The 24,271-nt window shown below is 60.7% G+C and carries 19 protein-coding genes; 7 read left to right on the top strand and 12 right to left on the bottom strand.

Translation table 11 applies throughout. The annotated features are described in order from the left end of the window. The first annotated feature begins 4 nt into the window (after window positions 1-4). Both FJ398_00245 and FJ398_00240 read left to right on the top strand, forming a co-directional pair. A complete protein-coding gene (locus FJ398_00245; GenBank protein ID MBM3836390.1) occupies window positions 5-2,578 on the top strand; it encodes a c-type cytochrome in 2,574 nt (857 codons plus the stop codon). A 251-nt stretch (window positions 2,579-2,829) separates the two neighbouring features. Continuing rightward, window positions 2,830-5,601: a DEAD/DEAH box helicase gene (locus FJ398_00240; GenBank protein MBM3836389.1), complete on the top strand. Its 2,772-nt coding sequence runs from the start codon at window positions 2,830-2,832 to the stop codon at window positions 5,599-5,601. Window positions 5,602-5,911: 310 nt separating this feature from the next. Here FJ398_00240 and FJ398_00235 read toward each other — a convergent pair whose 3' ends face one another. After that, window positions 5,912-6,643, bottom strand: a complete 732-nt coding sequence (locus tag FJ398_00235; protein ID MBM3836388.1) for a sugar phosphate isomerase/epimerase — start codon at window positions 6,641-6,643, stop codon at window positions 5,912-5,914. Here FJ398_00235 and FJ398_00230 point away from each other — a divergent pair. Together FJ398_00230 and FJ398_00225 are read left to right on the top strand one after the other, a co-directional pair. After that, the gene (locus FJ398_00230; protein MBM3836387.1) at window positions 6,439-7,074 is read left to right on the top strand and encodes a hypothetical protein; all 636 of its coding nucleotides are present in this window, start codon (window positions 6,439-6,441) and stop codon (window positions 7,072-7,074) included. The genes FJ398_00235 and FJ398_00230 overlap by 205 nt on opposite strands. A 3-nt stretch (window positions 7,075-7,077) precedes the next feature. Beyond that, window positions 7,078-7,704, top strand: coding sequence for a PQQ-like beta-propeller repeat protein (locus tag FJ398_00225; GenBank protein MBM3836386.1), 627 nt, complete (start codon window positions 7,078-7,080; stop codon window positions 7,702-7,704). 232 nt (window positions 7,705-7,936) lie between these two features. Here FJ398_00225 and FJ398_00220 read toward each other — a convergent pair whose 3' ends face one another. Further along, window positions 7,937-8,914 (bottom strand): DUF4071 domain-containing protein, encoded by a 978-nt coding sequence (locus FJ398_00220; GenBank protein MBM3836385.1) that lies wholly within the window; start codon window positions 8,912-8,914, stop codon window positions 7,937-7,939. A gap of 271 nt (window positions 8,915-9,185) precedes the next feature. On the opposite strand from FJ398_00220, the gene ilvD reads away from it, so the two are divergent. Then, window positions 9,186-10,916 carry a dihydroxy-acid dehydratase gene (gene ilvD, locus FJ398_00215; protein MBM3836384.1) on the top strand — a complete coding sequence of 577 codons (1,731 nt, stop codon included), beginning with the start codon at window positions 9,186-9,188 and terminating at the stop codon, window positions 10,914-10,916. A 113-nt stretch (window positions 10,917-11,029) separates the two neighbouring features. Here ilvD and FJ398_00210 read toward each other — a convergent pair whose 3' ends face one another. Beyond that, complete coding sequence (locus FJ398_00210; protein ID MBM3836383.1) at window positions 11,030-11,794, bottom strand: DUF4432 family protein; 765 nt, start codon at window positions 11,792-11,794, stop codon at window positions 11,030-11,032. Between the two features lie 153 nt (window positions 11,795-11,947). Next, window positions 11,948-12,325: a hypothetical protein gene (locus FJ398_00205; protein ID MBM3836382.1), complete on the bottom strand. Its 378-nt coding sequence runs from the start codon at window positions 12,323-12,325 to the stop codon at window positions 11,948-11,950. Window positions 12,326-12,557: 232 nt separating this feature from the next. On the opposite strand from FJ398_00205, the gene FJ398_00200 reads away from it, so the two are divergent. After that, window positions 12,558-14,372 (top strand): DUF1080 domain-containing protein, encoded by a 1,815-nt coding sequence (locus FJ398_00200; protein MBM3836381.1) that lies wholly within the window; start codon window positions 12,558-12,560, stop codon window positions 14,370-14,372. A gap of 206 nt (window positions 14,373-14,578) precedes the next feature. Here FJ398_00200 and FJ398_00195 read toward each other — a convergent pair whose 3' ends face one another. The 5 genes from FJ398_00195 to FJ398_00175 form a co-directional block, all read right to left on the bottom strand. Next, window positions 14,579-14,956, bottom strand: a complete 378-nt coding sequence (locus FJ398_00195; GenBank protein ID MBM3836380.1) for a hypothetical protein — start codon at window positions 14,954-14,956, stop codon at window positions 14,579-14,581. 431 nt (window positions 14,957-15,387) lie between these two features. Continuing rightward, window positions 15,388-15,630, bottom strand: coding sequence for a hypothetical protein (locus FJ398_00190; protein MBM3836379.1), 243 nt, complete (start codon window positions 15,628-15,630; stop codon window positions 15,388-15,390). A 142-nt stretch (window positions 15,631-15,772) separates the two neighbouring features. Continuing rightward, the gene (locus FJ398_00185; protein MBM3836378.1) at window positions 15,773-17,026 is read right to left on the bottom strand and encodes an MFS transporter; all 1,254 of its coding nucleotides are present in this window, start codon (window positions 17,024-17,026) and stop codon (window positions 15,773-15,775) included. A gap of 146 nt (window positions 17,027-17,172) precedes the next feature. Continuing rightward, entirely contained in the window at window positions 17,173-18,606 is a 1,434-nt protein-coding gene (locus FJ398_00180; GenBank protein MBM3836377.1) for a polysaccharide lyase, read from the bottom strand. Between the two features lie 131 nt (window positions 18,607-18,737). Beyond that, on the bottom strand, window positions 18,738-19,121 hold the full coding sequence (locus FJ398_00175) for a hypothetical protein (GenBank protein ID MBM3836376.1): 384 nt from the start codon (window positions 19,119-19,121) through the stop codon (window positions 18,738-18,740). Between the two features lie 886 nt (window positions 19,122-20,007). Between FJ398_00175 and FJ398_00170 the strand changes: the two genes are divergently transcribed. Continuing rightward, a complete protein-coding gene (locus FJ398_00170) occupies window positions 20,008-20,202 on the top strand; it encodes a hypothetical protein (GenBank protein ID MBM3836375.1) in 195 nt (64 codons plus the stop codon). A gap of 239 nt (window positions 20,203-20,441) precedes the next feature. Here the strand turns inward: FJ398_00170 and FJ398_00165 are convergent, their stop codons facing one another. The 3 genes from FJ398_00165 to mutS form a co-directional block, all read right to left on the bottom strand. After that, window positions 20,442-20,678, bottom strand: coding sequence for a hypothetical protein (locus FJ398_00165; GenBank protein MBM3836374.1), 237 nt, complete (start codon window positions 20,676-20,678; stop codon window positions 20,442-20,444). 138 nt (window positions 20,679-20,816) lie between these two features. Next, the gene (locus tag FJ398_00160) at window positions 20,817-21,224 is read right to left on the bottom strand and encodes a hypothetical protein (protein MBM3836373.1); all 408 of its coding nucleotides are present in this window, start codon (window positions 21,222-21,224) and stop codon (window positions 20,817-20,819) included. Window positions 21,225-21,318: 94 nt separating this feature from the next. Then, window positions 21,319-23,991, bottom strand: a complete 2,673-nt coding sequence (mutS, locus tag FJ398_00155; protein ID MBM3836372.1) for a DNA mismatch repair protein MutS — start codon at window positions 23,989-23,991, stop codon at window positions 21,319-21,321. Window positions 23,992-24,271 lie beyond the last annotated feature (280 nt).

The raw sequence follows: 24,271 nt of genomic DNA, 5'->3' as shown, positions 1-24,271 counted from the left end.
AGGCGTGATTGACGAGACCGAAGGCAAACGGCTCACGTCCGGCATTCTCGCGCTGCAAATCCACGCCGGCGAACCCATGACCGTTCAGTGCAAAAACATCCGGATCAAATCACTGGGCACGGCGGACGTGGTCGGCGGCGCGAACATCAACGTCGCGAAAGATTTCAAGATCGAATTGCTCTACACGGTGCCGCGAGAAACCGAAGGCTCATGGGTCGCGATGTGCCTCGATCCCAAAGGCCGCTTGATCGTGTGCGATCAAAACGGCTCGCTCCACCGCGTGACCTTGCCGCAAGCCGGCGGCGAGGCAGTGAAAACGCAGAAGATCGATCTGGAGATCGGCTTTGCGCACGGATTGCTCTGGGCGTTCGACAGCCTGTACGTGGCGGTGAATGAAGGCAACCGGCCCCACGGCGTCTATCGCGTCCGTGACACGGATGGCGACGATCAACTCGACAAAGTGGAGTTGCTCCGGCAGGTCCAGGCCAACGGCGAGCATGGCCTTCACTCACTCGTGCCCTCGCCCGACGGCCAGTCGATTTACGTCGTGATCGGCAACCAGAGTTCCCTGACCGAAATGGCTTCCTCGCGCGTGCCGTTCAATTGGAGCGAAGACGATTTGCTCCCGCGCCTTCCAACCGGTTTCATGGATAACTCCTATGCGCCCCAGGGCTACATCTCGCGCATGGAACCCGACGGCAAAACGTGGGAGCTGATCGTGATGGGACTGCGCAACCCCTTCGACATCGCGTTCAACAAGGTGGGCGAACTGTTCACCTACGACGCGGACATGGAATGGGACATCGGCGTTCCGTGGTATCGACCGACGCGCGTCAACCACGTCATCAGCGGAGCGGAGTTCGGCTTCCGCAATGGCAACGGCAAATGGCCGGACTATTACCTCGATAGCTTTGGCGCGTCGGCGAACATCGGCCCCGGTTCGCCAACGGGCATTACGTTCGGTTACGGCGCGAAGTTCCCTGCCAAATATCAGGATGCGCTTTACCTCGCGGACTGGAGCTTCGGCAAAGTGCGCGCCGTGCACCTCACGCCAAGCGGCGCGAGTTACACGGGTGAAGTCGAGGACTTCATCAGCGGCCAGCCATTCCCGATCACGGATTTCATCATCAACCCGCACGATGGATCGATGCTGCTGGCGGTCGGCGGCCGCGGCGCGCAATCCGCGCTCTATCGTGTGACCTACGTCGGCCAGGAATCGACGGCGCCGAGCCAGCCGGACACGCGTTTCCAAGCTCAACGCGACTTGCGCCGCAAACTGGAAGCCTTCCACGGCAAAAAAGATCCGGCCGCCGTCGAAACCGTCTGGCCGTATCTCTCCGACTCGGACCGCGCCCTCCGCTACGCCGCGCGCATCGCGCTCGAATGGCAAGACACTTCGCAATGGCGTGAAAAGGCGCTGACGGAACGCGATCCGCGCAAGGCCATCGTCGCCCTCGTCGCGCTCGCCCGGCTCAGCGGCAAAGACGGGATTCACCGGAAGGAATCGGATCCTGCGCCGGACCTGGCCTTGCGCTCACGCATGCTGGCCGCGCTCGATACAATCTCCTGGCCGAGCCTGGGTTTTGAGGATCGCATCGATCTGCTCCGCGGCTATTCGCTCGTCTTCATCCGCATGGGCAAACCGGACGACACCGCGCGCCAGCAGTTGATCTCGAAGTTCGACGCGCTCTTCCCGGCCAGGAAACCCGAACTGGACGCGCTGCTGGCGCGGTTGCTCATCTATCTCGAAGCCCCAAGCGCCGCGTCGAAAGTGGTTGCCGCGTTGCGCGCCGCTCCGACGCAAGAGGAGCAGATCGACCTGGCCGTCGCCCTGCGTTCGTTGAAAACCGGCTGGACGCTGCCGTTGCGCGAGGAGTATTTCCGCTGGTTCATCACGGCGGAGAATTATCGCGGCGGAAACACCTTCGCCAGCTCGCTGCGCCGCGCCAAAAACGACGCCGTCCAAACGCTGAGCGAGGCGGATCAAGCCGCGCTCAAACCCATCCTGGAAGCGCGAGTGGTCCGCAAATCACCGCGCGATACGCTCGCCGCTCGTCAGTTCGTCAAAGAATGGAAGCTCGACGAACTCGTGCTGCTCGTCGAACGCGGATCGAAGGCCGGACGCAATTTCGAGCGCGGCCGGCAGCTTTACAGCGCGGTCGCGTGCTCGGCCTGCCATCGGTTCGTCAATGAAGGCGGGTCGGTCGGACCCGAACTCACGGGCGTGGCCGGACGTTTCAGCGTGCGCGACTTGCTCGAGTCCATCGTCGAGCCGAGCAAAGTCATCAGCGACCAATATCAGGCGATCAATATCCGCAAGAAGAACGGCGAAATGGTCAGCGGGCGCATCGCGAATCTCAGCGGCGCCAACGTCAGTGTCGTTGAGGACATGTTCGATCCGGGCCGCATGACCGGTGTGCGCCGGGCGGACATCGAGTCGATCGAACCCTCCCAAGTCTCCATGATGCCCGAGGGCCTGCTCAACACGCTCAAGGAAGACGAGATTCAGGATTTGATCGCGTTTCTCCTCTCGCGCGGCGAAGCGCAGCACGCGATGTTTCGAGTGATTTCGCCTTAGGGTCTGTGCAATTCGACGCCGCGTTCCCCCTCACCCCAGCCCTCTCCCTCAGGGAGAGGGAGTTGTTTTTTCCAACGCAGGAATGGTCCCCGAATGGTGAACTGAACCACCGGCCAGGAAATGTTCTCCCTCTCCCCTGGGGAGAAGGCCGGGGTGAGGGGAACGGAGCCGTCGGACTGAATAGATACGCCTTAGCCTTTCGGTGAATAACTTCACGTTGACTTGCCGGAGGGGCCGCGAATGATCCCGGCATGGCTGCAACTCAGAAGAAGCAAACGGAAGCCGCCGTGCCTTCGCCACACAACTGGCGCACGACGGATCAGGACGAAATCAACCGGCGCCGGTCCCGGGCGCAGACCGAAACGTTCGCCATCGCCAACCTCGATCCGCGTCATCCCATCTTCTCGAACTTCCGCGTCCAATCGCCCAGCGGCCTGGCCTACTCGGTCGAGATTCGCGATTTGCGCGAGCGCCAGTTCGCTTGCGATTGCGTGGATTTCCGAATCAACGGGCTCGGCACGTGCAAGCACGCCGAAGCGGTGCTGCTGCACCTGGAAGGCCGGTTCAAACGCCTTTTCAAGGCCGCCCAGCAGAATGGCTCCCCCCGGATCGATGTCGTCCCCGATGGCGGAACGGGAGCGCTGCGTTGCGTGATCCCCCACGGGCCGCCGCCCCGTCCCGTGCGCGATTGGTTCAATGCGGAAGGCCAGCTCAAGAACGGTTCTCCCGAGGATGCGATCGCCGCTTTGGAACACCTGGGCCAGGCCGATTGTCCCGCATTGCGCATCTCCCAAGAAGTCGCGCCCTGGCTTGAATCCCGCCGCCGAGCCGAGGAACGGCTTCAACTCAGACGCGAGTACGAATTCAAGGTCCACAACAGCGAATGGCCTGCGCAAGAAACGAAAGTCCCGCTGTTCCCCTACCAGCGGGAAGGCATGCTGCACCTCGCGTTCACGGAACGCGCGCTGCTGGCGGATGAAATGGGCCTGGGCAAAACGATCCAGGCCATCGCCGCTTGCGCGCTGCTGCATCGGTTGAGCCGGGCGCAACGCGCGCTCGTGGTCACGCCCGCGTCATTGAAAACCGAGTGGGAGGAGCAAATCCAGCGGTTCACGGATTTGCCTTACCAGATCGTCTTCGGCCCTCGGCACGAGCGGTTGCGGAACTATGCAGGCGCGCCGTTCTTCACGCTGGTGAATTACGAGCAGATGCTGGCGGACTCGCTGGAGGTGAATGCCCGGCTGCGTCCGGACATCGTCGTGCTCGACGAAGCGCAGCGCATCAAGAATTGGAGCACGAAGACCACCCAGGCGATCAAGCGGCTCCGCAGCCGCTACGCGTTCGTGCTCACCGGGACGCCCATCGAGAACCGCATCGACGAAATGCATTCGCTCATGGATTTCCTCGAACCCTCCGTGCTCGGACCGCTCTTCCGGTTCAACCGCGAGTTCTATGAACTCGACGACCGCGGGCGGCCCGCCGGATACCGCAACCTGGACAAACTTCACGAGCGCATCCGCCCGCACATGCTGCGCCGCCGCAAGGCCGACGTGGAAACCGAATTGCCCGACCGCACCGACCGCAATCATTTCGTCCCCATGAGCCCGCAGCAGCAGGCCGCGTACGAAAACCACGAGGGCGTCGTCGCGCGTTTGGCCAACATCGCCAGGCGCCGCCCGTTGAGCCAGCAAGAGCAGGACAAACTCATGCGCCACCTCGCCATGATGCGCATGACCTGCGACACCAATTACATCCTGGATCAGGACGACAAGGTCTGCCCGAAGCTTGCCGAGATCGAGAAGCTGCTCGAAGAGTGCCGCGAGAACGATGCCAAGGTCATCATCTTTTCGGAGTGGGAACGGATGCTCGAACTCGTGCGCGGGCTTTGCGAACGGATGGACCTGGGTTTCGCCTGGCATACCGGAACGGTGCCGCAGCGCCGCCGCCGCGGGGAGATCAACGCCTTCAAGAGCGACCCACATTGCCGCGCGTTCCTCAGCACGGACTCTGGCGCGGCCGGCCTCAACCTCCAGGTGGCCAGCGTCGTCATTAATTGCGACTTGCCCTGGAACCCGGCCAAGTTGGAGCAACGCATCGCTCGCGCCTGGCGCAAGCATCAGACGCGCTCCGTGACGGTCATCAATCTCGTCTCGGAAAAGACGATCGAACATCGCATGCTGGAAACGCTGGCCAACAAGCAGGCGCTCTCCGATGGCGTGCTCGATCTGAAGGGCGACTTGAAGGAGATCAAACTGCGCACCGGCCGCCAGGCTTTCCTCTCGAAACTGGAACAGCTCATGTCGTCCAATGGAACCGCCCGGGGCAAACCGGATGCATCGCTCTCCAAGGATCGGAATCTTAGCTCTCCGTTGCCGGCCGACCGCCCCTTGGGCTTCGCCCAGAGGGCACTGGACCAACTCAACGGCGCGCTGGTCCGATGCGAAGAACGGTACCCGGCGCAGGGCGCGCATTCGGTGCTCTACGTTGTCGTCGATCGCGAGGCTGCCCAGTGGCGGGAGAAGCTCGGCGCATTGCATGAACAGTTCTTCGGCGCCGGCCAGAGCGATCCTTTGGCTCCGGTTCAACTTGAAGTCATCGACCGCGCAACGCACGAAGCGCTCGAAAGGCTGGCGGCTGCGGGCCTCATCACCCCCACTGCACGCGGAAGCCGGCCGTTATTCCCGGCGACGGACTCGGCCTCCGCCTCAACCCTGCTCACACCGGAAGAGCAGGCGAAAGCTCAGGCTCATCGCACGCAGGCGGCGCGCAAAATGAAAATGGCCCGGCTGCTCGGTGCCGGGGGACTCGACGACGAAGCGCGGACCGCACTCCTGGAATCCGCGTGGGCCTTAAGCCGAGCCCTGGCTGTCGAACAGCGAATGCCTGAACCCGCCGAATTCAAAGACGCGTTGCTACCGCCTCTGTCTCATTGCTGGCGCGAAGCGCTCGCGCCCTTGCGCCGCTGCGCGGGAGACGCCGCCGCGCCCTGGCAGCCTGTGGCCGACGCGCTCGATCGCGTCTGAACCAGCAGCGACGATTTGTCCGGGTCTCGCCGGTTCAGACCGGCTTACGCTTGATTTGCTCTCGTCGTGAACGCGGTAGGACGAGTCCGTCCCAGCGAGCCGCTCGACGCGCGTGGAACACGTCCGACTCGGCTCGCTGGGACAGGCTCGCCCTACCGATGAACCGGAAACCGTGCGGACCGCAGCCTTCAGGCTGCTTCCGCGCACTCTCTGGAGGCCAGCGCTAAAGCGGCCTAAAGGCCACGGTCCGGAGGAACGGTTCATGGGAAGATCTTCAGCGACAGGCTGGAAGCCTGCCCTCCGTTGGACCTCAAGAAAAGCAGTTGCGCAGATACTTGAGGTCGGCCTGGTAATCCGAGACCAGGTCCTTCGGCGCGGCGGCTTCGATTTGCGCCCAACCGGAGAATCCAATCTCGTCGATCGCCTCCCGAACCTTCGCGAAATCAATTCGGCCCTGGCCGAGCAGGAACCCGGCGTCCTTGAAATGGAACTCGCAAATCTGTCCTTTGAGCAGCCGGATCTCTTTGTAGATGTCGTAGCCTTTGTCCGTAGAATTGCCGACGTCGTAGTAAACTTGAACGGCTCTCGATCCGACCCGCTGAATGATGTTCAGGTTTTCCTCCGCGCTCAGGTAATTCTCCAGACCCAAAATCACTCCGGCTTTCTCGGCGCGCGGGGCGGCTTCCTTCAGAATGTCCACGGTGCGGTCGATGCCCGCCGCGTCGCCCTTGAGGTCGCCTTTGTAGAACTGGGCCACGAGCAACACCTTCACGCCAAGCTTCTGCATGACGTCGAGCGCGTCGAGCAGCCAGATGGCGGCGCGCGGGTCGCTCTTCAATGGGATGTTGTTCATCTCCGCAATCGCGAGCGACGCGATTTCCAAACCGTGCAGTCTGGCGGCGTCTCGCCTGCGATCAGGATGTCGGCTCCTATCTGCTGGCAGTGGATGCTCAAACGGGCGAGACGATCTGGAAGCTGGATCGTCCCGAGTACCGACGCGGGTTCGCCACGCCGTTGCTGTGGCCGCGAGAGAGACCGGAATTCATCATCCTGGCCAGCACTCTCCGGCTCGCGGCGCATCGGCTCTGCGATGGCGCCGAACAATGGCGCGTTCGAGGCCTGCCGAATGAAATCGTGGCGACGCCCGTGGCAGGAGACGGTTTGATCTTCGCGGGCGGCTGGACGCACGGTTCGGGCGTGAGCAAGCTGCCGCCATTTTCCGCGTTGCTGGAGCGAGGCGATCAAAACCACGACGGCCAACTCACCCGCGACGAAGCGCCGTCCGGTCCGGCCAAACAGCATTTCCTTTATGTCGATGCCAACAAAGATGGATGGATCACGCAGGCGGAATGGGAATCCATCGCGAACATTTTTGACCGGTCCGAGAATGCGCTTCTGGCCGTGCGACCGGATGGCTGCGGCGAAGTCACGGCCTCACACGTGGTCTGGAAACAAAAGCGCGGGCTGCCTTAGAGCGTGTCCGAAAATTGCGCGGGGTCCTGCGGCGAGGGATTTTGGCTGTGGCCAAGGCGGCGAGGTCCGAGCATCCCCAACGCGGGCTGTAAGGACCGAGCCAACGCAGGCCACGGACAAAAGACCCGCCGCCCGGAGGGTTTTCGCGCCAAAGGCCGCCTGGCTTCGTTGCTCCTCAGTCGAAGATCCAGGGAGGATATTCTCCTTCGTTGCGCCTCGCCATCCGGCCTTTGGCGCGAAAACAGGACCCCGCGGAATTTTCGGACACGCTCTTACGTCCCCACGCCGCTGTTCTACGAAGGCCGGGTTTACCTGGTGAAAAACGGCGGGCTGGTTTCTTGCTTTGACGCGAAGACCGGTCAGGCCGCCTATCAGGAGGAAAGCCTCGGCGCCCTTGGGGATTACTATGCCTCGCCCGTGGCCGCGAATGGAAAAATCTGTGTGGCGTCGCAGCCGGGCGTGGTGGTGATTTACCGCGCCGGCGAATCGCTGGAGGTGCTGGCCCGAAACAACTTCGGCGAGCCGATCCTGGCCACGCCCGCCATCGTGGAGGACACTCTCTACGTGCGGACGGAGAACCACTTCTACGCTTTTGCCCATGTAGCAGGCGAACATGGAAAGCGCGAATAGACCCAGCGCGGCTGACGCCGCAGCCAAATCGTTACAACGTTAAATCGTTAAATGGGTTAACACTACAGCGATACTTTTCTTCGAGAGGGGATTAACCGCGGATTTCGCGGATGGCGCGGATGATTCTGTTCCTTATTTTATCCGCGTTATCCGTGGTTGTGTGGAATGAACGCGAATCAGAATTGGAACAAGGCAATTCGGGCGCTCAACGACACTCCGCAAATTATCCCCATCAGGAGGACAGGAATTCCGCGTGAGCCAGGAGATCCTTTTCGATTTTCTCGACCCAATCTGCCTTTTGTTTCGCCGCTTGCTCAGCGTCACGACGCGCCGTCTGCTCCGCCCTTTGCGCACTCCTCGCGGCAGCCCTTTGGCCGGCTCCTGTCTGGACTTGCTGTCTGCCGGCGGCGGCACCGGCGGCATTCGCCGCCTCTTGAGCCGATCTCAATTCTCGCCTGAGTCGTGCATTTCGGATCAAGTTCAGGTTATTTGCCGTGCTTTTGGGTTCCCAGGTTTCTCGATCGGTGGCGACCGCCATTTGGAGAGCGCTTTTTGCGGTCTTCTCCTCTCCGAGCAGAACCGCAATCTCGAGTTGAGTCGCATAATCCCAATAGTCGGCCTTGCCGGAGGCAATCTGGCGCTCCAGAGCTTCCGAGATTCTTGGAATAAGATCCTTTGGACGATTCGGTTGATCTCTCAATTCCATAAGCGTGACCGCGTTGATACCTGGGTAAGCATCCTTCGCGTCAAACTCAAAACCCCTTAGATACGACTCAATGGCCTTCTCCAAGTACACGCTCGCTTTCTTCTCATCGATCGGGCGGTATCTTTCCGCCGCGTCCTTGTACACGCGCCCCAGAATCCCGCTCGTTTCACTTGTGATCCCGTGCCGTCTAACAAGGTTGTCCAAGACTTTGACCGCCTCCTCCGTCTTACCCTCCCGATTTAGGGCCAGAGCCAGTTGTTCCTGAACCATGGCGGTTGAGGCCAGCGGACCGGCCAGGCCTTTGGCAAGATCGATCATCTCCGGCCAACACTCTACGGCGCGGTAAGAGAGAAGGAGGTCAATGATCACCCCCACGTCCTCAACACCACGCGTCCTGACGGCCCTTCCGGTCTGGCGAACTGCTTCTTTGCCTTGTTTCCGCGCTTCAGCCAGGCGTTGCTTCGAAAGCTGTGACGAATTCGAGCCTCGAAGCCACAGCGGCAAGGGAGCATCAAATCCGCAAGAATGAGAAGCACAATTTGAGGATGGCGAACCTCGTCCGCCACTCGTTCATTTGCTCTTAGAGCCTGTCTGAAAATTGTCTTCTGGGTGGAACAGGCCACCGGCCTGTTGCGGCGGGCTACCAGCCCGCCGGGCCTTTTGGCGGCAGGTTGCCGCCAAACACGGGCTGGTAGCCCGTTCCACCCATTTTTCAGACAGGCTCTTACTTGCCAGCGCGCGGGTTTTTAGTGAGACTCCGCGCCTCGAAATCATTATGAAAACAGCCGCTTCCAAAAGTTCTCGCCGCTCATTCAGCCAACCCAAGCGTCTCGCCCGCGCCTATTCGTCCATCGTCGTGGACGGCCCGGAACGCGCGCCCAGCCGGGCCATGCTGCATGCGGTGGGTTTCCAGAAGGACGATTTTCGGAAGTCGCAAATCGGCGTCGCTTCCACCTGGGGCATGGTCACGCCGTGCAACATGCACATCGATCAACTCGCAGTTCAGGTCGCGCAAGGGGTAAACGAGTCCGGCGGCAAGGCGATCGTTTTCAATACGATCACGATTTCGGACGGCATCTCGATGGGCACGGAAGGAATGAAATATTCGCTGGTCTCGCGCGAGGTCATCGCCGATTCCATCGAAACAGTCGTCGGTTGCGAAGGCATGGACGGTCTGGTCGCGATCGGCGGGTGCGACAAAAACATGCCGGGCTGTTTGATGGCGATCGCGCGGTTGAACCGGCCAGCTGTGTTCGTGTATGGCGGGACGATTCTGCCGGGCTGCTTTCAAAGCAAACCCGTCGATATCGTTTCGGTGTTTGAAGCCGTGGGAGCCCATGCCAACCGGAAGATGACCGACGGCGAGCTTTCCGACCTCGAAGGGTGCGCGATTCCGGGGCCGGGTTCGTGCGGCGGGATGTACACCGCGAACACGATGGCGTCCGCCATCGAGGCGCTCGGCATGAGCTTGCCCAACAGTTCCGCGCAAGCGGCGGTCTCCAAGGAAAAGAGCGAAGATTGTCATCGGGCGGGCGCCGCGGTGATGGATCTGATCAAAGCGGGCCTTCGGCCGCGCGACATCATGACGAGAAAGGCGTTTGAGAATGCGATCACAGTCGTCATCGCCTTGGGCGGCTCGACCAACGCCGTGCTGCACCTGCTCGCCATGGCGCACGCGGCCGGAGTGAAGCTCGCGCTCGACGATTTCACCCGCATTGGCAAACGGGTGCCCGTGCTGGCTGACCTCAAGCCCAGCGGAAAATACGTCATGGCGGAATTGGTCCGAATCGGAGGGCTGACCCCGCTGATGCGGATGCTTCTCGATCGAGGGTTGCTGCACGGAGATTGCCTCACGGTGACCGGCAAGACGGTCGCGGAGAATCTGCGGAATGCCCGGCCTTATCCGCCGAACCAGGACGTGGTGCGCAGCTTCGAGAATCCGGTGAAGAAAGACGGCCATCTGGTCATTCTCTACGGCAATCTCGCGCGCACGGGGGCCGTGGCCAAAATCAGCGGCAAAGAAGGACTGCGATTCACCGGGAAAGCGCGAGTGTTCGAGTCCGAGGAGAAAGCGCTGAAGGCCATTCTCGATGGCACGGTCAAAAAGGGCGACGTCGTCGTGATTCGTTCGGAGGGCCCCAAGGGTGGCCCTGGCATGCGCGAAATGCTTTCGCCGACTTCAGCCATCATGGGCAAAGGATTGGGCAAGGACGTCGCGCTGATTACCGACGGCAGGTTTTCCGGCGGCAGCCACGGCTTTGTGGTTGGACATATTACCCCGGAGGCGTTCGGCGGCGGAGTGATCGCGGTGGTGAAGAACGGCGACCCGATCACGATCGACGCCGAGAAACGGGAGATTTCACTCGACCTTCCGGCCAAGGAGATCAAGGCGCGCCTGGCCAAATGGCGTCCGCCTAAGCCGCGCTACACGCGGGGTGTCCTCGCGAAATACGCGAAGCTGGTGAACTCCGCCCACCTGGGCGCGGTGACGGATGCGAATTTTTGAGCGCGTATCTGAGAAGCCGTAGCAGCCGAGGGAACGAGGCTCACTTTTTCCAGTCGCTGCCTAAATCAGAGCCTCGTTACCTCGGCTGCTACGGTTTCTCAAGAGAGGCAAGGTTACTCCTTCCGTTCGGGCTCTGAATCGATGACGGGTTTGCGAGCGCCCTGAATCGCGCTGATTTGATCGGCGATCCGGAATGAACTTGCGCCCGGTTCAGTCGAAATCTCCGTCTCCAACTCCAGCTTGGGGCCGTAAAACATTTTTTCGTCCACGCGGCCGCGCGCGCGGATTCGATACGGCGGCTGGCGATCGACGATGACTTCGACCTCCTGCGCCGGGAGATTGGCGATCTTGCCGTGCAACGTCAGTTCCATCGCGGCTTCGTCGCCGATGTTGTTGATGAATGTGTCCGGACCGGGGCCGCCGTTGTTTTCCAGGCCGCACCGGCAGAGCCATTCGTTGAATCCATCCAGCCAGCCCAGGCCGCCGCGGCTCTGCAAATTGATCCATTGCGGATGCACGACGTCCTTGACCGGCGAATCCCACCCCAGCCGCACGTCGCCCATCTGCGCTTTGAGCACGCCCATGCCGCGCGTCGGGATGATCGTAATTTCCAATTTGCCATTGTTGATCACGATGAGGTCCACACCTTCCTGCTTGCCGCCGCGCAAGGTGAGCTTGCGCACAGACCACGGGGCCGCGCTTTTGGGCGTGACCTTCTCGCTGGAGGCCTCCCACGAATCCACGTGGATGTTCTGGCTGGAGCTGGTAAGGACTTGGCGAAACGGCTCGGCAGCGGAGCTGGAGTAAACACTCATAGCAATCAGGGCGGTCAGAATCATTACCTGACGCCGGTCTGGCACATTCCTTTTTGGGTTCATTTGCGGCACACTTGTTTGAACACGCACGCGCTCAGAAACTCAGAGATGAGTTAACCGCGGATATCACGGATGGGCGCGGATAAGATGGGCGAAGTTTGTGCCCGACCGGGACCTATCCGCGTGATCCATTTAATCCGTGGTGATCGAGAAATCTCAAAATGGCTTCCATGGCCCGCACAGGCTGACGTTGCATAACCAAATGCGGAGCGTCAAGCACAGTGACTTCGATGCCTGCGCCGATTGCCGAATGACTCCCAGACTTTGTTCCTTCACCAACCTGTCGCGATTGCCTTGGATGTAAAAGCAGCGGCATCTGAAGTTGGGGAAGACTCGGTCGAACAACCACCTCAGTTCGTCGCCAATTACCGCGACATCACGGAACGCAAACAGACGGAGGAAGAGCTTCTCGTCCTGGCCCGGTTGCAGGCGGCTATCGCCGAGTTCAGCAAGATCGCCCTGGCGGGAATCGATCCCTTGCTGCTGATGGAGGACGCGGTGGATACCGCCGTCAGCGCCTTGCGCATCGAGCATGGAGCGCTCCTGGAGGTGCAACAGTCTGGACTTGAGCCTATGGGGTTTGACTTCCCCAAGAGTCAGTGTGACACCCCACTTCTGTGTATCCGGCGGCTCAAGTATATTCGCGGCCAACGACCTGGATTCATGAAGAACGCCCTGCGTGGATTGAACAGGAGATCCGAAAAAGTTTTCTTGCTTCCGCGGAGGCTGGACCGCGAAACTTCACGCCTGATTTCACGGGCGAACTATGAAAGCGAACCAATCGGTCAACCAGTCACTGAAAAGGCGGATCTCCCTGACGCTGGCCGCGACGGGGCTGCTGCTCTTGTGGAACCTTTGTGCTCGCGCGCAAACGTCCGTCGGGAATGCCGCGGACGCCGATCCCTTGCCCGCACTGGTCGAGGTGTTGAGCCAGACCGAGGACCCGCAATTCCAACTCGATATCTTGAAAGGCCTGGTCGAGGGCTTGAAAGGCCGTCGCAATGTGACGATGCCCAAAGGCTGGGAAGCCGTTGAACCCAGGCTTCGCGAAAGCGCGAATCCGGAAGTCCGCTCGCACACCCAGATCCTTTCGGTTCAATTCGGCAGCCCTCAAGCCATCGAGTCGCTCCGCCAAGCGCTGAAAAATCCTGGCGCGGATCTGGCCACGCGCCGTGCTGCGCTGGACATGCTGCAAGGCGCGCGCGATGCCGAGATCCCCACGATCCTTCTGGCTCTGCTGAAAGACGCGAGCCTGCGCAGCTCGGCGTTGCGCGCGCTGGCGGCTTACGACCTCTCCGCCACCGCCGCCGCAATTCTGGACGTCTATTCCTCCCTGACCGCCGGCGAAAAACGAGACGCGCTTAACACGCTCGCTTCGCGATCGACTTACGCAAAACCTTTGCTGGCTGCGGTCGCCCAAGGCGCGGTGCCGGCGAAGGATTTGAGCGCCGAGATTGTCCGCCAGGTGCGCAGCTTGAAAAACGAGGCGATCGATCAGGAATTGCAGAAAGTGTGGGGAGTGGCCCGCGAAAGCACGGGCGACAAACGCAAGGAGATCGACCGGTACAAGGCGATCTATCGGTCGGGCGGGTCGCAGCCAGGCGACGCGGCGCGCGGGCGAATCGTCTATGCGAGAACCTGCGCGCAATGCCACACGTTGTTCGAGAGCGGCGGAAAAATCGGCCCGGACCTCACCGGGTCCAACCGCGCCGACCTCGAATACATCCTGCAAAACATTGTCGATCCGAATGCGGTGATCCCCAATGATTATCGCACCACAACCGTCGAGACCAAAGACGAGCGGATCATCACAGGCCTCGCGAGCAGGCAGGACGAGCGTTCCATCACGGTCGTGACGGCGAACGAAACGCTCGTCATCCCGCGCGCCGAGGTTCAATCCCTGAGGCCTGGCGAAATCTCGATGATGCCGGAAGAATTGCTCGCGAATCTTTCCGACCAGGAAGTTCGAGATTTGATTTATTACCTCAACCGGCCCGGCCAGGTTCCGCTTTTGGCGACCGCGGAAACGCTGGATCTGTTTTTCAACGGCAAAGATCTCACCAACTGGGATGGCGACCCGGACCTGTGGCGCGTGGAGAATGGAGAGATCGTGGGCCGCAGCGCCACCGGGCTGAAACAGAGTGAATTCCTGAAAAGCCAGATGGTCCTGGGCGATTTCAGATTGGTGTGCAAAGTCCGGTTGACGCCGAACAAGGAGAACAGCGGCATTCAGTTTCGGAGCGAGGCGCTGCCCAACGGCGAAGTGAAGGGGTATCAGGCGGACATCGGCGCCGCGTGGTGGGGAAAGCTCTACGAAGAGCACGGGCGCGCCCTTCTCTGGGACAAGCCCGGCGATAAGTTTGCGAAGCTCGAAGACTGGAACCTCTACGAGATTGTCGCCGTGGGCGATCAAATATTGACCGCGCTCAATGGACAGCCTTGCGTGAGCCTCCGCGATTCAAGCGGCGCTGCGCGCGGGATCGTGGCCCTGCAACTTCATGCGGGCGGGCCGCTGGAAGTGCGGTTCAAAGATTTCCAATTGGAACTGAATCCTGAACCGAAGCTGAAGACGGCGAACTGACCCGCAACTCACGAGCGGAGGCGAACTGAGCAGGATCGTTGGATAACTGGATAGGTGGATTCTTAATCGTAATCCTAATCTTACTCCTAATCCTACTGTAGCCACTCAAAGTAGCGACGAACAGCCAGCTCTCAACAGCTCTCAAGTCCACCGATCCATTAATCCATCAATCCATTAATCCACTCATCCAACGCCGGGAGGCGCGGTCAGGGGAGCGGGCGCCGGACGGGTTCGCGTCCATCAAGGTAGGCCACCAGGTCGCTCAAGGATTGATAGACTTCCACAGAGTATTTGTTGGGATTCTGCGAGGCGACAATCTGCATGCCCATGATCGCGGTGGAGATGGCGTCCTTTTGTTCGTCCGTCAATCCGCCAACCTTGATCACTTTCTGAAGCACGGGGACGGCTTTCGCGAAGTCGGCAGCTTTGATCGCGGCGACGGCCGTTGAAACATCCGCTTGAGACGCGGCGCCCTGGAAACTTTTTTCCATTTTGCTTGTGTCCACCGAGCCGCGGGTTCCGCAACCGATCAGGAATCCGGCCAGGGCCACGACCGCCAGAAGAGAGCAGAGAATTCTTCTCATAAAAAAACGGGTTTGTGTGAGCTGTTCAACTGATTCGTATGCCATGAAGTTTTACGGAGAGCGCCTTGAAAACAAAGAAGAAAGTTTCGCCGGCATGTTGCGCTCAATTGATTGCCACTAAAGGTTCAAGCCTCGCCGTGGGCGAGAGGACGATAAGGGCGGTTGTTGAACCTGGGCGCGGGCAGTTCCCTCCCGGAAGCGGTACTGCTTGGCTTCAGAACCAAGCACTCGGCCCATAAACCGAAGACCGTGCGCACCGCAGCCTTTAGGCTGCTTTCGGCCCCACTCTGGAGTTTGGCGTTGAAGCGGCCTAAAGGCGCCTAAAGGCCGCGGTCCGGACGAACGGTCCATGGGAAGGGATGGCGTAAGTGGGACCGTATGCGACGCGCGGGCTATCGATGCATTTTCTCCGCGTTCGGCAGCGCTTCGCGCTACCAACGGGCCACCGGCTTCCATGCCACTCCCAGCAAGCTTGCCATCAACCTGTCCAACCATTCCAGATCGCGGTTGCGGAGCGTCCAATTCCTGAGGCCCACGCCCACGAGAGCGGTCGTGTAATAGATCAGGAGATACTCCAGAAACCACAGGTGCACTGGCGCAAGGTGGTCCAGCCGCGCTTCCAGAAGCTCAAGGACCACGGGCACGATCAAAACCATCCCGGCAACGAACGGCACGAAGATGCGTTTGAGCCGGTGGTGAAGGAATCCGCGCGCTCCAAGCCGGTGAGAGCGATACGGCAGATTTCAAATCTGCGCTACGCAAACACCCACGGCGAGGCGCCGGTCGGAACTCGCGAGGGCGCGTGTGCTCGCCGGTTCATTCCAGTTTCTTCCCGGTCGTATCCGGTGCGAAGAGAATCACCAACATCCCGAAGGCGTAAATCAAGCTCGTGATCGTGCCGACCTTGGCGTAGTCGCCGCCGAACAATTGCATGAGCGCGCCCGCGCCCAGCACGCCCGCCGCCGAGGCGAATCGCCCGAAATTGTAGCTCACGCCTGTGCCAGTCGCCCGCACGCGAGTCGGAAACAGCTCCGGCAAGTAAAGCGGCAGCCAGCCGAAGAAAACGGTGGCGATGAAGCCTTGCACGAAGATCGCCGGCAGGAACCCGCCTTGCAGCGGTTTCATGAACATAAAAATTCCGCACGTCATGAGCGTGGCGGCGAGGCTGATCAGGAAGTAGGTCAACCGGCGGCCCAGCCTATTGGCGATGTGCGCGCCCAGCAAACTGCCCAGCACCGCGCCGACGGCCCAGTAAGCCTGGGCCGTGGCTTTGTATCCCGGCAATCCCGCTTCGCCGCCGAGTTTGTCCGCCCACGGAATCATCCATTTGCTCGCGCCCCACGCGCCGATGAGCGGAATCGCGCCGAGACAAATCCCGATGAGCGTGAGCCGGAGCAACGGCGGACGAAAACATTCCCGCATCGGCGCCGCGGCTTTCGCTCCCTGGCCGGCTTCACGTGCCGCAAGCCATTTGGGTGATTCGGGCACGATGAGCAGCGTTAGCAGGCCCAGCATAACGGGTGTTGCTCCGGCCAGCATGAGCCAGCGCCACGATTCGGGGGTGACTTGCTTGAAAGAACCGAGTTGGGACATGACGAACACGCCGAGGTTGGCGGACATTCCGAAAATGCCGGCGAGGGTGGGCCGCGAGACATCCGGCCAGAACTCCGCGATGAGCGCGACGCCGTTCGGCCACACGCCGCCAATCCCCAATCCGACCAGGAACCGCAGCAGGAGCAGTTGCTCCTGGCTGTTTACGAAGTAGCCAAGCCCTCCGAACACCGAGTAACAAATCACGCTCCACGCCAAACCCTTCGCGCGTCCGAAACGATCCCCGAGTTGACCGAACAGAATCCCCCCAATCGCCGCGCCGAACATGATCGCCGCCGTGTAGCGCGCGAACCAATCGCCGGCGATGGCATGGTTGAACGCCGAGCCCATGAGGCTCTTCGAAACAGACAACGACGCCAGCGGCATGAGGCCAAGCTGCACCCCCGAAAACAGCCAGCCCAAGAAACTGGCGGCGAGCACGAGCAGGGGGGCGTTTGTTTCTGTGTTCGGCGCAGACATAGGCGTGAAGGATTTCGTTGGCGTTAAATCGTTAAAAGCTTGAATGGGTTAAAACGTGAAACGTGATGCGTGAAACAGCGCCTTGAGTGCCGACGGGCCGAGTGTCAATTGACTGACAACTGACAACTGATCACTCACGACTCTGGTTACGGCAACGATTCCAGATAATCGCACAGCGTTTGCACGCTGCGGATGAAGACGCGCGTTTCGATTCGGCCATTGGCGATCCAGCGGCCGCGTTCATCCAGAGCGGCGATCACTTGCTCGGCTTGTTTCTCCAGCGCAGCGCGCTGAGCCTCGGTTTGGGGAGACTTGATCTCGCGTCGGGCAATGTAAGCCTGACGGCCCGCCTTTTGGACTTCCCCGAAGTAAGCGATGGTCGCCGGGATGTTGAAGTTGCCTTGCCAGGCATAACCGCGGCGGCGTTCTTCGCTGATTTCATCGAGGCGATAGTGAATCTTGCCGTCGCGATCGCCGTAGATGGGCTTGTTGGTGCCCAGTTCGTAGAACCGCGCCCAGGTGTTCGGGCCGAGCCGCGAACGTTGAAACCAATCGATCGCCGCCGGAATGGGCTTCAAGAGTTTCTCCTCGCCGGTTTCGAGGTAGAGCTCGATCAGAGTGCGAATCGCCCCGGCGCTTTCGCCCGTGCAGACCGAGGGAGGTTCGAACGCCCTGGCCCAGGCCGGTTTCATGGCGAAGTTATACTGTTGCGCCCAGGCCGGCTGCGGATTCGGCAATTGCGCTGCGACGAGAAAGTCGCCGCCGCGCAGCGCCGCCTCCAGATATTTGCGGTCCCCGAACTGCTTGAACGCTTCGAGCATGGTCCGGATGCAATCCCGCTGCGTGTGGTCGTTCAGCGTGTAAAAGCCGGCGTAATCGGATCTGGGATGCTCGCGAGGAAACGACTCGGGAATCGTCGCGCGCCGCGCAGGATATTTGCCGAGGTCGCGCGGCCTGCCGTTATAGCGTTGCGGCCACGCGCCGTTCGGATACTGCGCTTCGAGCATTTTCGCGAGGCCGTATTCCAGCGCCTCACGGATTGTCCGGACCTCTGCCGCATCCTTGCTCGGCGCGGCCTCCACAAAGGCCATCAGGAACTGGAGCGCGCTTTGAGTGTTGTCATCGTCGAAGGTGGTAATGTTTCTCTTGCCGGCCGCTTGATCCTCGTCGATTTGGCCTTTGTCGGTGCGCCGATACCACTGCGAGCTTTTCGCCGGATCGAAATCGATCAGGTAATCCCAGCCGCCGGATTCAAGTTGTCCGCGAGCCAACGCGCTTGCGGCGGCCTGCGCGGCCTCGAGGTACCGCTGGTCTTTGGTCACTTCGTAGATGCGAAGGAAAGCCTGGCCCATGCTGGGGGTGCCGGGCGGCTGGATCCAGATTTGCGAAGGCGTGGCTTTGTTTTCGCCCCAGCGCTCCTGCAAGTCCTCCGAATACCTCCAGAGAAAGCCGCCTTCGGTGGAGATGGAGCGCATGAACGCGGTTGCCTTTTCCAAAGCGGCGTGAGACCGCAACTCCAGAGGTTCAGCGGCTACCGCCGGGCCGCTCAACAAACAGAAGGCTGTTGCGCTAATGAGCATGGTTTTTCACGGAGAGCTTGCACACGCACCCTGAGCAAGGTGGGCGAGTCCGCCCCGGCGAGCCGCTCGACGAGCTTGGAACACGTCCGATCCGGCTCGCTGGGGACCGGCTCGCCCTACCTTAAGGGCAATCAATCCGTCACAACGAAGACCCGTTCCGCCACTTCCTCGGCGGGAGCGTCCTTCTGTTGGATCGCCTTTTCGAGGCTGGTCTTGAAAACGTAACGGTTTCGCGGGGTGATCACGATGTTCTTGATCAAGCCGCGGTGGCGGCGAATCACCAGTGTGCGGTGGCTTGGCTTGAGGGTGCTCCACCAGTTTTCCGCCAGACCCACCGGACGCCGTTTGGTGATCGATTCAATATCCTCCAGGCGGACTCGGCGCAGGGTGATTCCCAACAAAGTGACCTTGAAATGCCGAGGTGTGATCCGATACCGAACGAACGTCACGAGCCAGGTGAAGCCGAACGCCAGGATCAGCAGGCCCAGAGCAGAGAACACCAGCGTCTTCGTCATAATTGCTATCGCCAGGCTCAGTTGAACAGGCGCCGAAAACCGGCAGACCATTTCCTTCGACGCTTTTCGAACTGGAGCCGAACAGTGGAATCCTGGCCAGTCCTCGCGGAACAATCAATCAAATTGAGATGGAAGAGACGGAAAGAACGGTTTGGGTAGGGCGTATTTCACCTTATTGCATGTCGGAACAGTGGCGTTGTGGTGGCGTTGTGGGCAGGCTTTCCGGCCTGCCGGTTAGGGGACTTTCCAGTCCCTAGCGGCGCAGTTCGCGAAACGGAGCTGGAAAGCTCCGTGAACCCGCAGGCTCGAAAGCCTGCGCTACATCGCTCGAAAACAGAGTGCAAAAGCTGATGCTTGCTGCGGGTTACCGGTTTGAAACGGAACAGGTTGAAGTCTTGCTAACCGGGCCATCACTTGTTAAGGGTCTGCTCAAAAATAACTTGGGGTTTTGGCGGGAGCGCCGCCTGGCCGGATGCAAGGCGCGAGGAGGGAGCAGCCCCCCGGTGAGGCTGTGACCGACGAGCAACGCCGCAGCCTGCCAGGCGCCGCCCCGCCCCGGTGGGCTGGGGCGAATGAAGCGCCGCGCCAAGACTTCGCTTTGGATTGGATTTGTCCTGGTGGTCATTGGCCGGGGAGTTACGTCCCCTTTTCGCTCTCTTTCCTGTGACTCGACCGGTTCCGTGAAGGTTCCTGTGGTCGATGGCGAATTTCAAATAGGCGCTTGCGTTGTGCGGGTTGCCTTTGACCTCCAGCGTGCCCTGAACTCGGATCACGCCCGGCACCTCGGCACGGAGGGGCGGTAGGGTGCTGACCACACATGTGAGCGCGAAGGCCAGCGTCGCGCCCTGAACAGATTCTTTAACCACGGATTTCACGGATTTCGCGGATGGAGAAGCGGCTTTATCCGCTTTATCCGTGTGATCCGTTTAATCCGTGGTTGAATCAGGTTCGTGAGGACGGAACTTCGTGTGCCGCGCTGGAGCAAGTCCGGAACGTCGGGTCGGGAGACGTGTGGCGATTGGCTCACCCTCTCCCCAAGGGAGAGGGCCGGGGTGAGGGGGAACGGAGCGTTCATTACTGATCACAGCGTTCCTCGAAACAAGCGAAGAACCTCTGCCAGACGCTGGCGCAGTCGAGGGTTCTGGAATTTGTCGGCGCCCTGCCGATTGCAAATCGGCGATACGGCAGAGTGCAACTCTGCGCTACGGGGTTGGCCGTCTTCATGGTCCGGTTGGTTTTCATGGGGCCATCATTTCTTCGGTCGGTCGGATTTTTGGGGATTTCGGATGGGTGGATAAATGGTTCGGTGGTTCCACGGAACTACGGCACGAGGCGCACCGAGTCGGTGCCGCGGATCGCTTGCCCGGTCAATGTGCGGCCCTCGAGCACGGCCACGGCTGCGTCTCCGGTTAACGCGAGCGCCGTCGTGTCCACGTGCGGGACCAGGTCGAGTCTCCCATCGCCATTTACGTCCTGGATGGAAGCGAGGTATTTGCCTTTGCCTGTTACTGCTTGGTCCGCGGGATGGACGACAAAGCTCGTAGCGCGGAGTTGCACTCTGCCGTATCGCAGAATTGTATTCTGCGGGGCGTCTCCCAGTCCGAGCCCGCTGGGACTTGCCGGCGCCCCGCCGATTGGAAATCGGCGATACCGCAGATTGAAAATCTGCGCTACGGTTCTCCGGTCGATCTGTCGTCAATCCCACGGTCTGCACAGTATCTTGACCGGCGCGCTCGCGAGCGTGACGGTCGCAACATTGACGGTTGCCGCGTCGAAGTCAGCGCTGCTGAGGATCGCCACAGGGATCGCGCCGTTCGAGCCGAGGTTGATCGCATTGGGATACGTGCCGGGCTTGATGTCGATTGCGGCCGTGATAACGGAGGGCGACACTTTTCGGACCCGCCCGGCGAACTCTCCGATCAGGTAACCGCCGGGTGTCTGCGTGATCGCCAGCACCGAATTGGAAGGCAGCCCGTCCTCCACCGCCAGGTGCGGACCGTGAATTCGGAGTCGTCCGGCGTTTGCAGAGGGGCGGCCCGGCCGGAGGGCAGGCTCAAGACAAAAAGCAGGGACGCAAAGAACTGAATTCGAATCGAGCGGCACAGGCTGAACACTGCGGCTGAATACTGCTCCAAACCCTCGGTCCCGGCAACTCAGACGTGATCCTGAACTCCTGTTCCAATTCAAAGCTGGCGGCTCAGACGGGCGCGTTGCCAAACAAATCCAGTTGCGGCGGGGGCGCAAGCTTTTGCAGTCTTTCGCGTTCGGCGCGATGTCGCGCCGTGGAGCGCACTTTCCCTTCCGGCGTCAGTTCCGATTCTTCCAGATTGGATAGAATTTCCTTGGCCCGCGTCAGCACGCTCTTGGGCACGCCCGCGAGCCGCGCTACCTGAATGCCGTAGCTTTTGTCCGTTCCGCCGGCGACGATTTTGCGCAGGAAAATGATCTGATCGTTCCACTCGCGCACGGCAACGTTGAAGTTGCGCAGCCGAGCCAGGCGCCTCGCCAGTTCCGTCAGTTCGTGATAATGGGTCGCGAACAGCGTCTTGGCGCCGACTTGATTGTGCAGGTGCTCGACGATGCCCCAGGCCAGGCTCAAGCCGTCAAACGTGCTGGTGCCGCGCCCGATTTCGTCAAGAATGATCAGGCTGTTTCGCGTGGCATTGTTCAGGATGTTCGCTGTCTCGCTCATCTCGACCATGAACGTGGATTGCCCGCGCGCCAGATCGTCGCTCGCGCCGATGCGCGTGAAAATGCGATCCACCAGATCGATGCGGGCTTGTTTCGCAGGGACGAACGAGCCCGTGTGTGCCAGCAGCGTGAGCAGAGCGACCTGCCGAATGTAAGTGCTCTTCCCCGCCATGTTCGGTCCCGTGATCAACCCCACTTGCTGACTCGCGAGATCAAGCTCGGTGTCGTTGGGCACGAAGCGTTCTTCCACGAGGACCTGGTCCAGCACGGGATGACGCCCGTCGCGAATTTGCAGCGCGCCTTCTTGAGCAACTTCGGGGCGGCAGTAGTTGAAGAACCGCGCCGTTTCCGCGAAGCCGGCCAGCACGTCAAGCTGGGCCAGCGCTTGCGCCGTTTGTTGGATTTCCGGCAAGCGCGCGATCACCGCTTCCCGGACGCGGAGGAAAAGTTCGTATTCCAGTTTCACGCTGCGCTCCTCAGCGCCGAGAATCTTGCTTTCCATTTCCTTGAGCGCGGGCGTGATGAAGCGTTCCCCTCCGGCGATAGTTTGCTTTCGCACGTAGTCGGCGGGCACTTTTTCGAGATGCGTTTTGGTCACTTCGATGTAGTAGCCGAACACGGAATTGAAGCGCACTTTGAGGGAAGGAATCCCGGTGCGTTCGATCTCCTGCTGCTGCAACTTGGCGATCCAATCTTTTCCTTCCCGCATGGCTCGCCGAAGCTCATCGAGGCCCGGATCGAAGCCGTCCCGGATAATGCCGCCTTCCTTCACCGCCAGCGGCGGCTCATCGACGATCGCGCGCGCGATCAAGTCGGCGAGGTCAGGACAATCACATAACTGGCCGGTGAGTTCGGCGAGCAACGGCAACGGGCCTTCATGTAGGGCAGACATCTTGTCTGCCGGTTGGCGGGGCATGTTTGCCCCGTCGTTCATGCAGTTGGATGTTTCCGGAACTGGCACGCTGGAAGCCTGCCCTACGTTGGACGAGTTGCGCGCTTCGAAGGCGAGTTCTTGCAAGGCCCCTCCCGAGGGATCAGTGGAATTGCATTTCATGACCTCGCCAAGCGCGTCGCGCAGTTTTGGCACCTGTTCCAATGCCAGGCGCAGCGCCGCCAGATCGCGTCCGTTGCCCGTGCCCACGCTCAACCGGCTCAGGGTGCGTTCCATGTCCCGCACTTCGCTCAAATGCTGGCGAAAACGCTCCAGACCGGCGGGATTCTCGATCCAGGATTGCACGGCTTCCTGGCGGGCGCAGATTGGAGCAGCCGCGGCGAGCGGTTGCGTGAGCCACTCCCGAAGCCGCCGCGCGCCCATCGGCGTGACTGTGCGGTTCACGACGCCGTAAAGGCAGGCGTTGCGGGGTGCGTCGCGATGGAGCGGCTCAAGAATTTCCAGATTCCTCAGCGAGGTGGCGTCCAGCACGAGATAATCCTTGCACTCGTAGCACGACAGGCGCGTCAGGTGCGCGACATCCCGCCGGAGATGCTGCGCCAGATAGTGCAGCGCGGCCCCGGCGGCGCCGACAGCCGCGGTCCGGTCCTTCAAGCCGAATCCATCGAGCGAACTGACCTTGAAATGATCGCGAAGTGTGAACTGGGAGGTTTCCGGCGCGAAGACCCAATCGTCGTAGCCGTTGATCACCGCACAACGGCCTTGGAGCAGCGCGCGCACGGCGGCGGCTTCGTTCGGAAAGATGATTTCTGCCGGACGCACCCGTTCGAGTTCGCTCAACAGGCCCGCCTCGGAGTCGAGTTGCGTCGTCTTGAAATCGCCCGTGGTCAAATCGACAAAGGCGAGTCCGTAGCTGGTGCTCAAAGAATACACGGCCGCGAGATAATTGTTCCGCTCGGCGGTGAGCATGCGGTCGTCCAGGTGGGTGCCGGGGCTGAGGATTTGAGTGACCTCGCGTTTGACCAACTGCCCGGGGCGCGCGTCTTCCATTTGATCGCAGATGGCGACCTTCTTGCCGGCCTTAAGCAAGCGCCCGATGTAAGCGTTCGCGGCGTGGTAAGGAATGCCGCACATCGGAATGACGCCGCGTTTGGTGAGCGCGACGTTGAGCAACTGCGCGCCGATCTGAGCGTCCTCGAAAAACATCTCGTAAAAATCGCCCAGGCGAAAGAGGAGCAAGGCATCGGGCGGCAATTCAGCCTTGATGCGCCGGTATTGCGCCGTCATCGGAGTGAGTTGTGAATCGCTCGGCACGCGGGAAAAGTTAGTGAGCAAAATCCGGCTGGTCGAAGGGAAAATGGCGAATGGTTCTTTTCCAGGGAAGCACCCACTCCTTCTCCCCTCTCAGGAGGGGAACTTCGCTCAGATCGCTTTCGACGAGATTCCCTCCCGGGAGAGGAAGGAGTGGGTTCAATTCGTGTTGCTTCGCAATACGTCGGAGCGCGGCATTTACTGATCAGACCGTGGGATAGAATACACTTTGTTGCGTCGCATTTGGGCTCAGGCG

Source organism: Verrucomicrobiota bacterium (assembly GCA_016871535.1).
Lineage (GTDB): Bacteria > Verrucomicrobiota > Verrucomicrobiia > Limisphaerales > SIBE01 > VHCZ01.
This window is presented reverse-complemented; position numbering and strand designations above follow the sequence as displayed.

Bases quoted from the DNA above. Each gene is read 5' to 3' on its own strand.
- FJ398_00240 (MBM3836389.1), top strand. From the start codon at position 2,830: ATGGCTGCAACTCAGAAGAAGCAAACGGAAGCCGCCGTGCCTTCGCCA.
- FJ398_00230 (MBM3836387.1), top strand. From the start codon at position 6,439: ATGGGATGTTGTTCATCTCCGCAATCGCGAGCGACGCGATTTCCAAAC.
- ilvD (MBM3836384.1), top strand. From the start codon at position 9,186: ATGAAAACAGCCGCTTCCAAAAGTTCTCGCCGCTCATTCAGCCAACCC.
- FJ398_00210 (MBM3836383.1), bottom strand. From the start codon at position 11,794: ATGAACCCAAAAAGGAATGTGCCAGACCGGCGTCAGGTAATGATTCTG.
- FJ398_00205 (MBM3836382.1), bottom strand. From the start codon at position 12,325: ATGCTCGATGCGCAAGGCGCTGACGGCGGTATCCACCGCGTCCTCCAT.
- FJ398_00200 (MBM3836381.1), top strand. From the start codon at position 12,558: ATGAAAGCGAACCAATCGGTCAACCAGTCACTGAAAAGGCGGATCTCC.
- FJ398_00195 (MBM3836380.1), bottom strand. From the start codon at position 14,956: ATGAGAAGAATTCTCTGCTCTCTTCTGGCGGTCGTGGCCCTGGCCGGA.
- FJ398_00185 (MBM3836378.1), bottom strand. From the start codon at position 17,026: ATGTCTGCGCCGAACACAGAAACAAACGCCCCCCTGCTCGTGCTCGCC.
- FJ398_00180 (MBM3836377.1), bottom strand. From the start codon at position 18,606: ATGCTCATTAGCGCAACAGCCTTCTGTTTGTTGAGCGGCCCGGCGGTA.
- FJ398_00175 (MBM3836376.1), bottom strand. From the start codon at position 19,121: ATGACGAAGACGCTGGTGTTCTCTGCTCTGGGCCTGCTGATCCTGGCG.
- FJ398_00170 (MBM3836375.1), top strand. From the start codon at position 20,008: ATGGAGAAGCGGCTTTATCCGCTTTATCCGTGTGATCCGTTTAATCCG.
- mutS (MBM3836372.1), bottom strand. From the start codon at position 23,991: ATGACGGCGCAATACCGGCGCATCAAGGCTGAATTGCCGCCCGATGCC.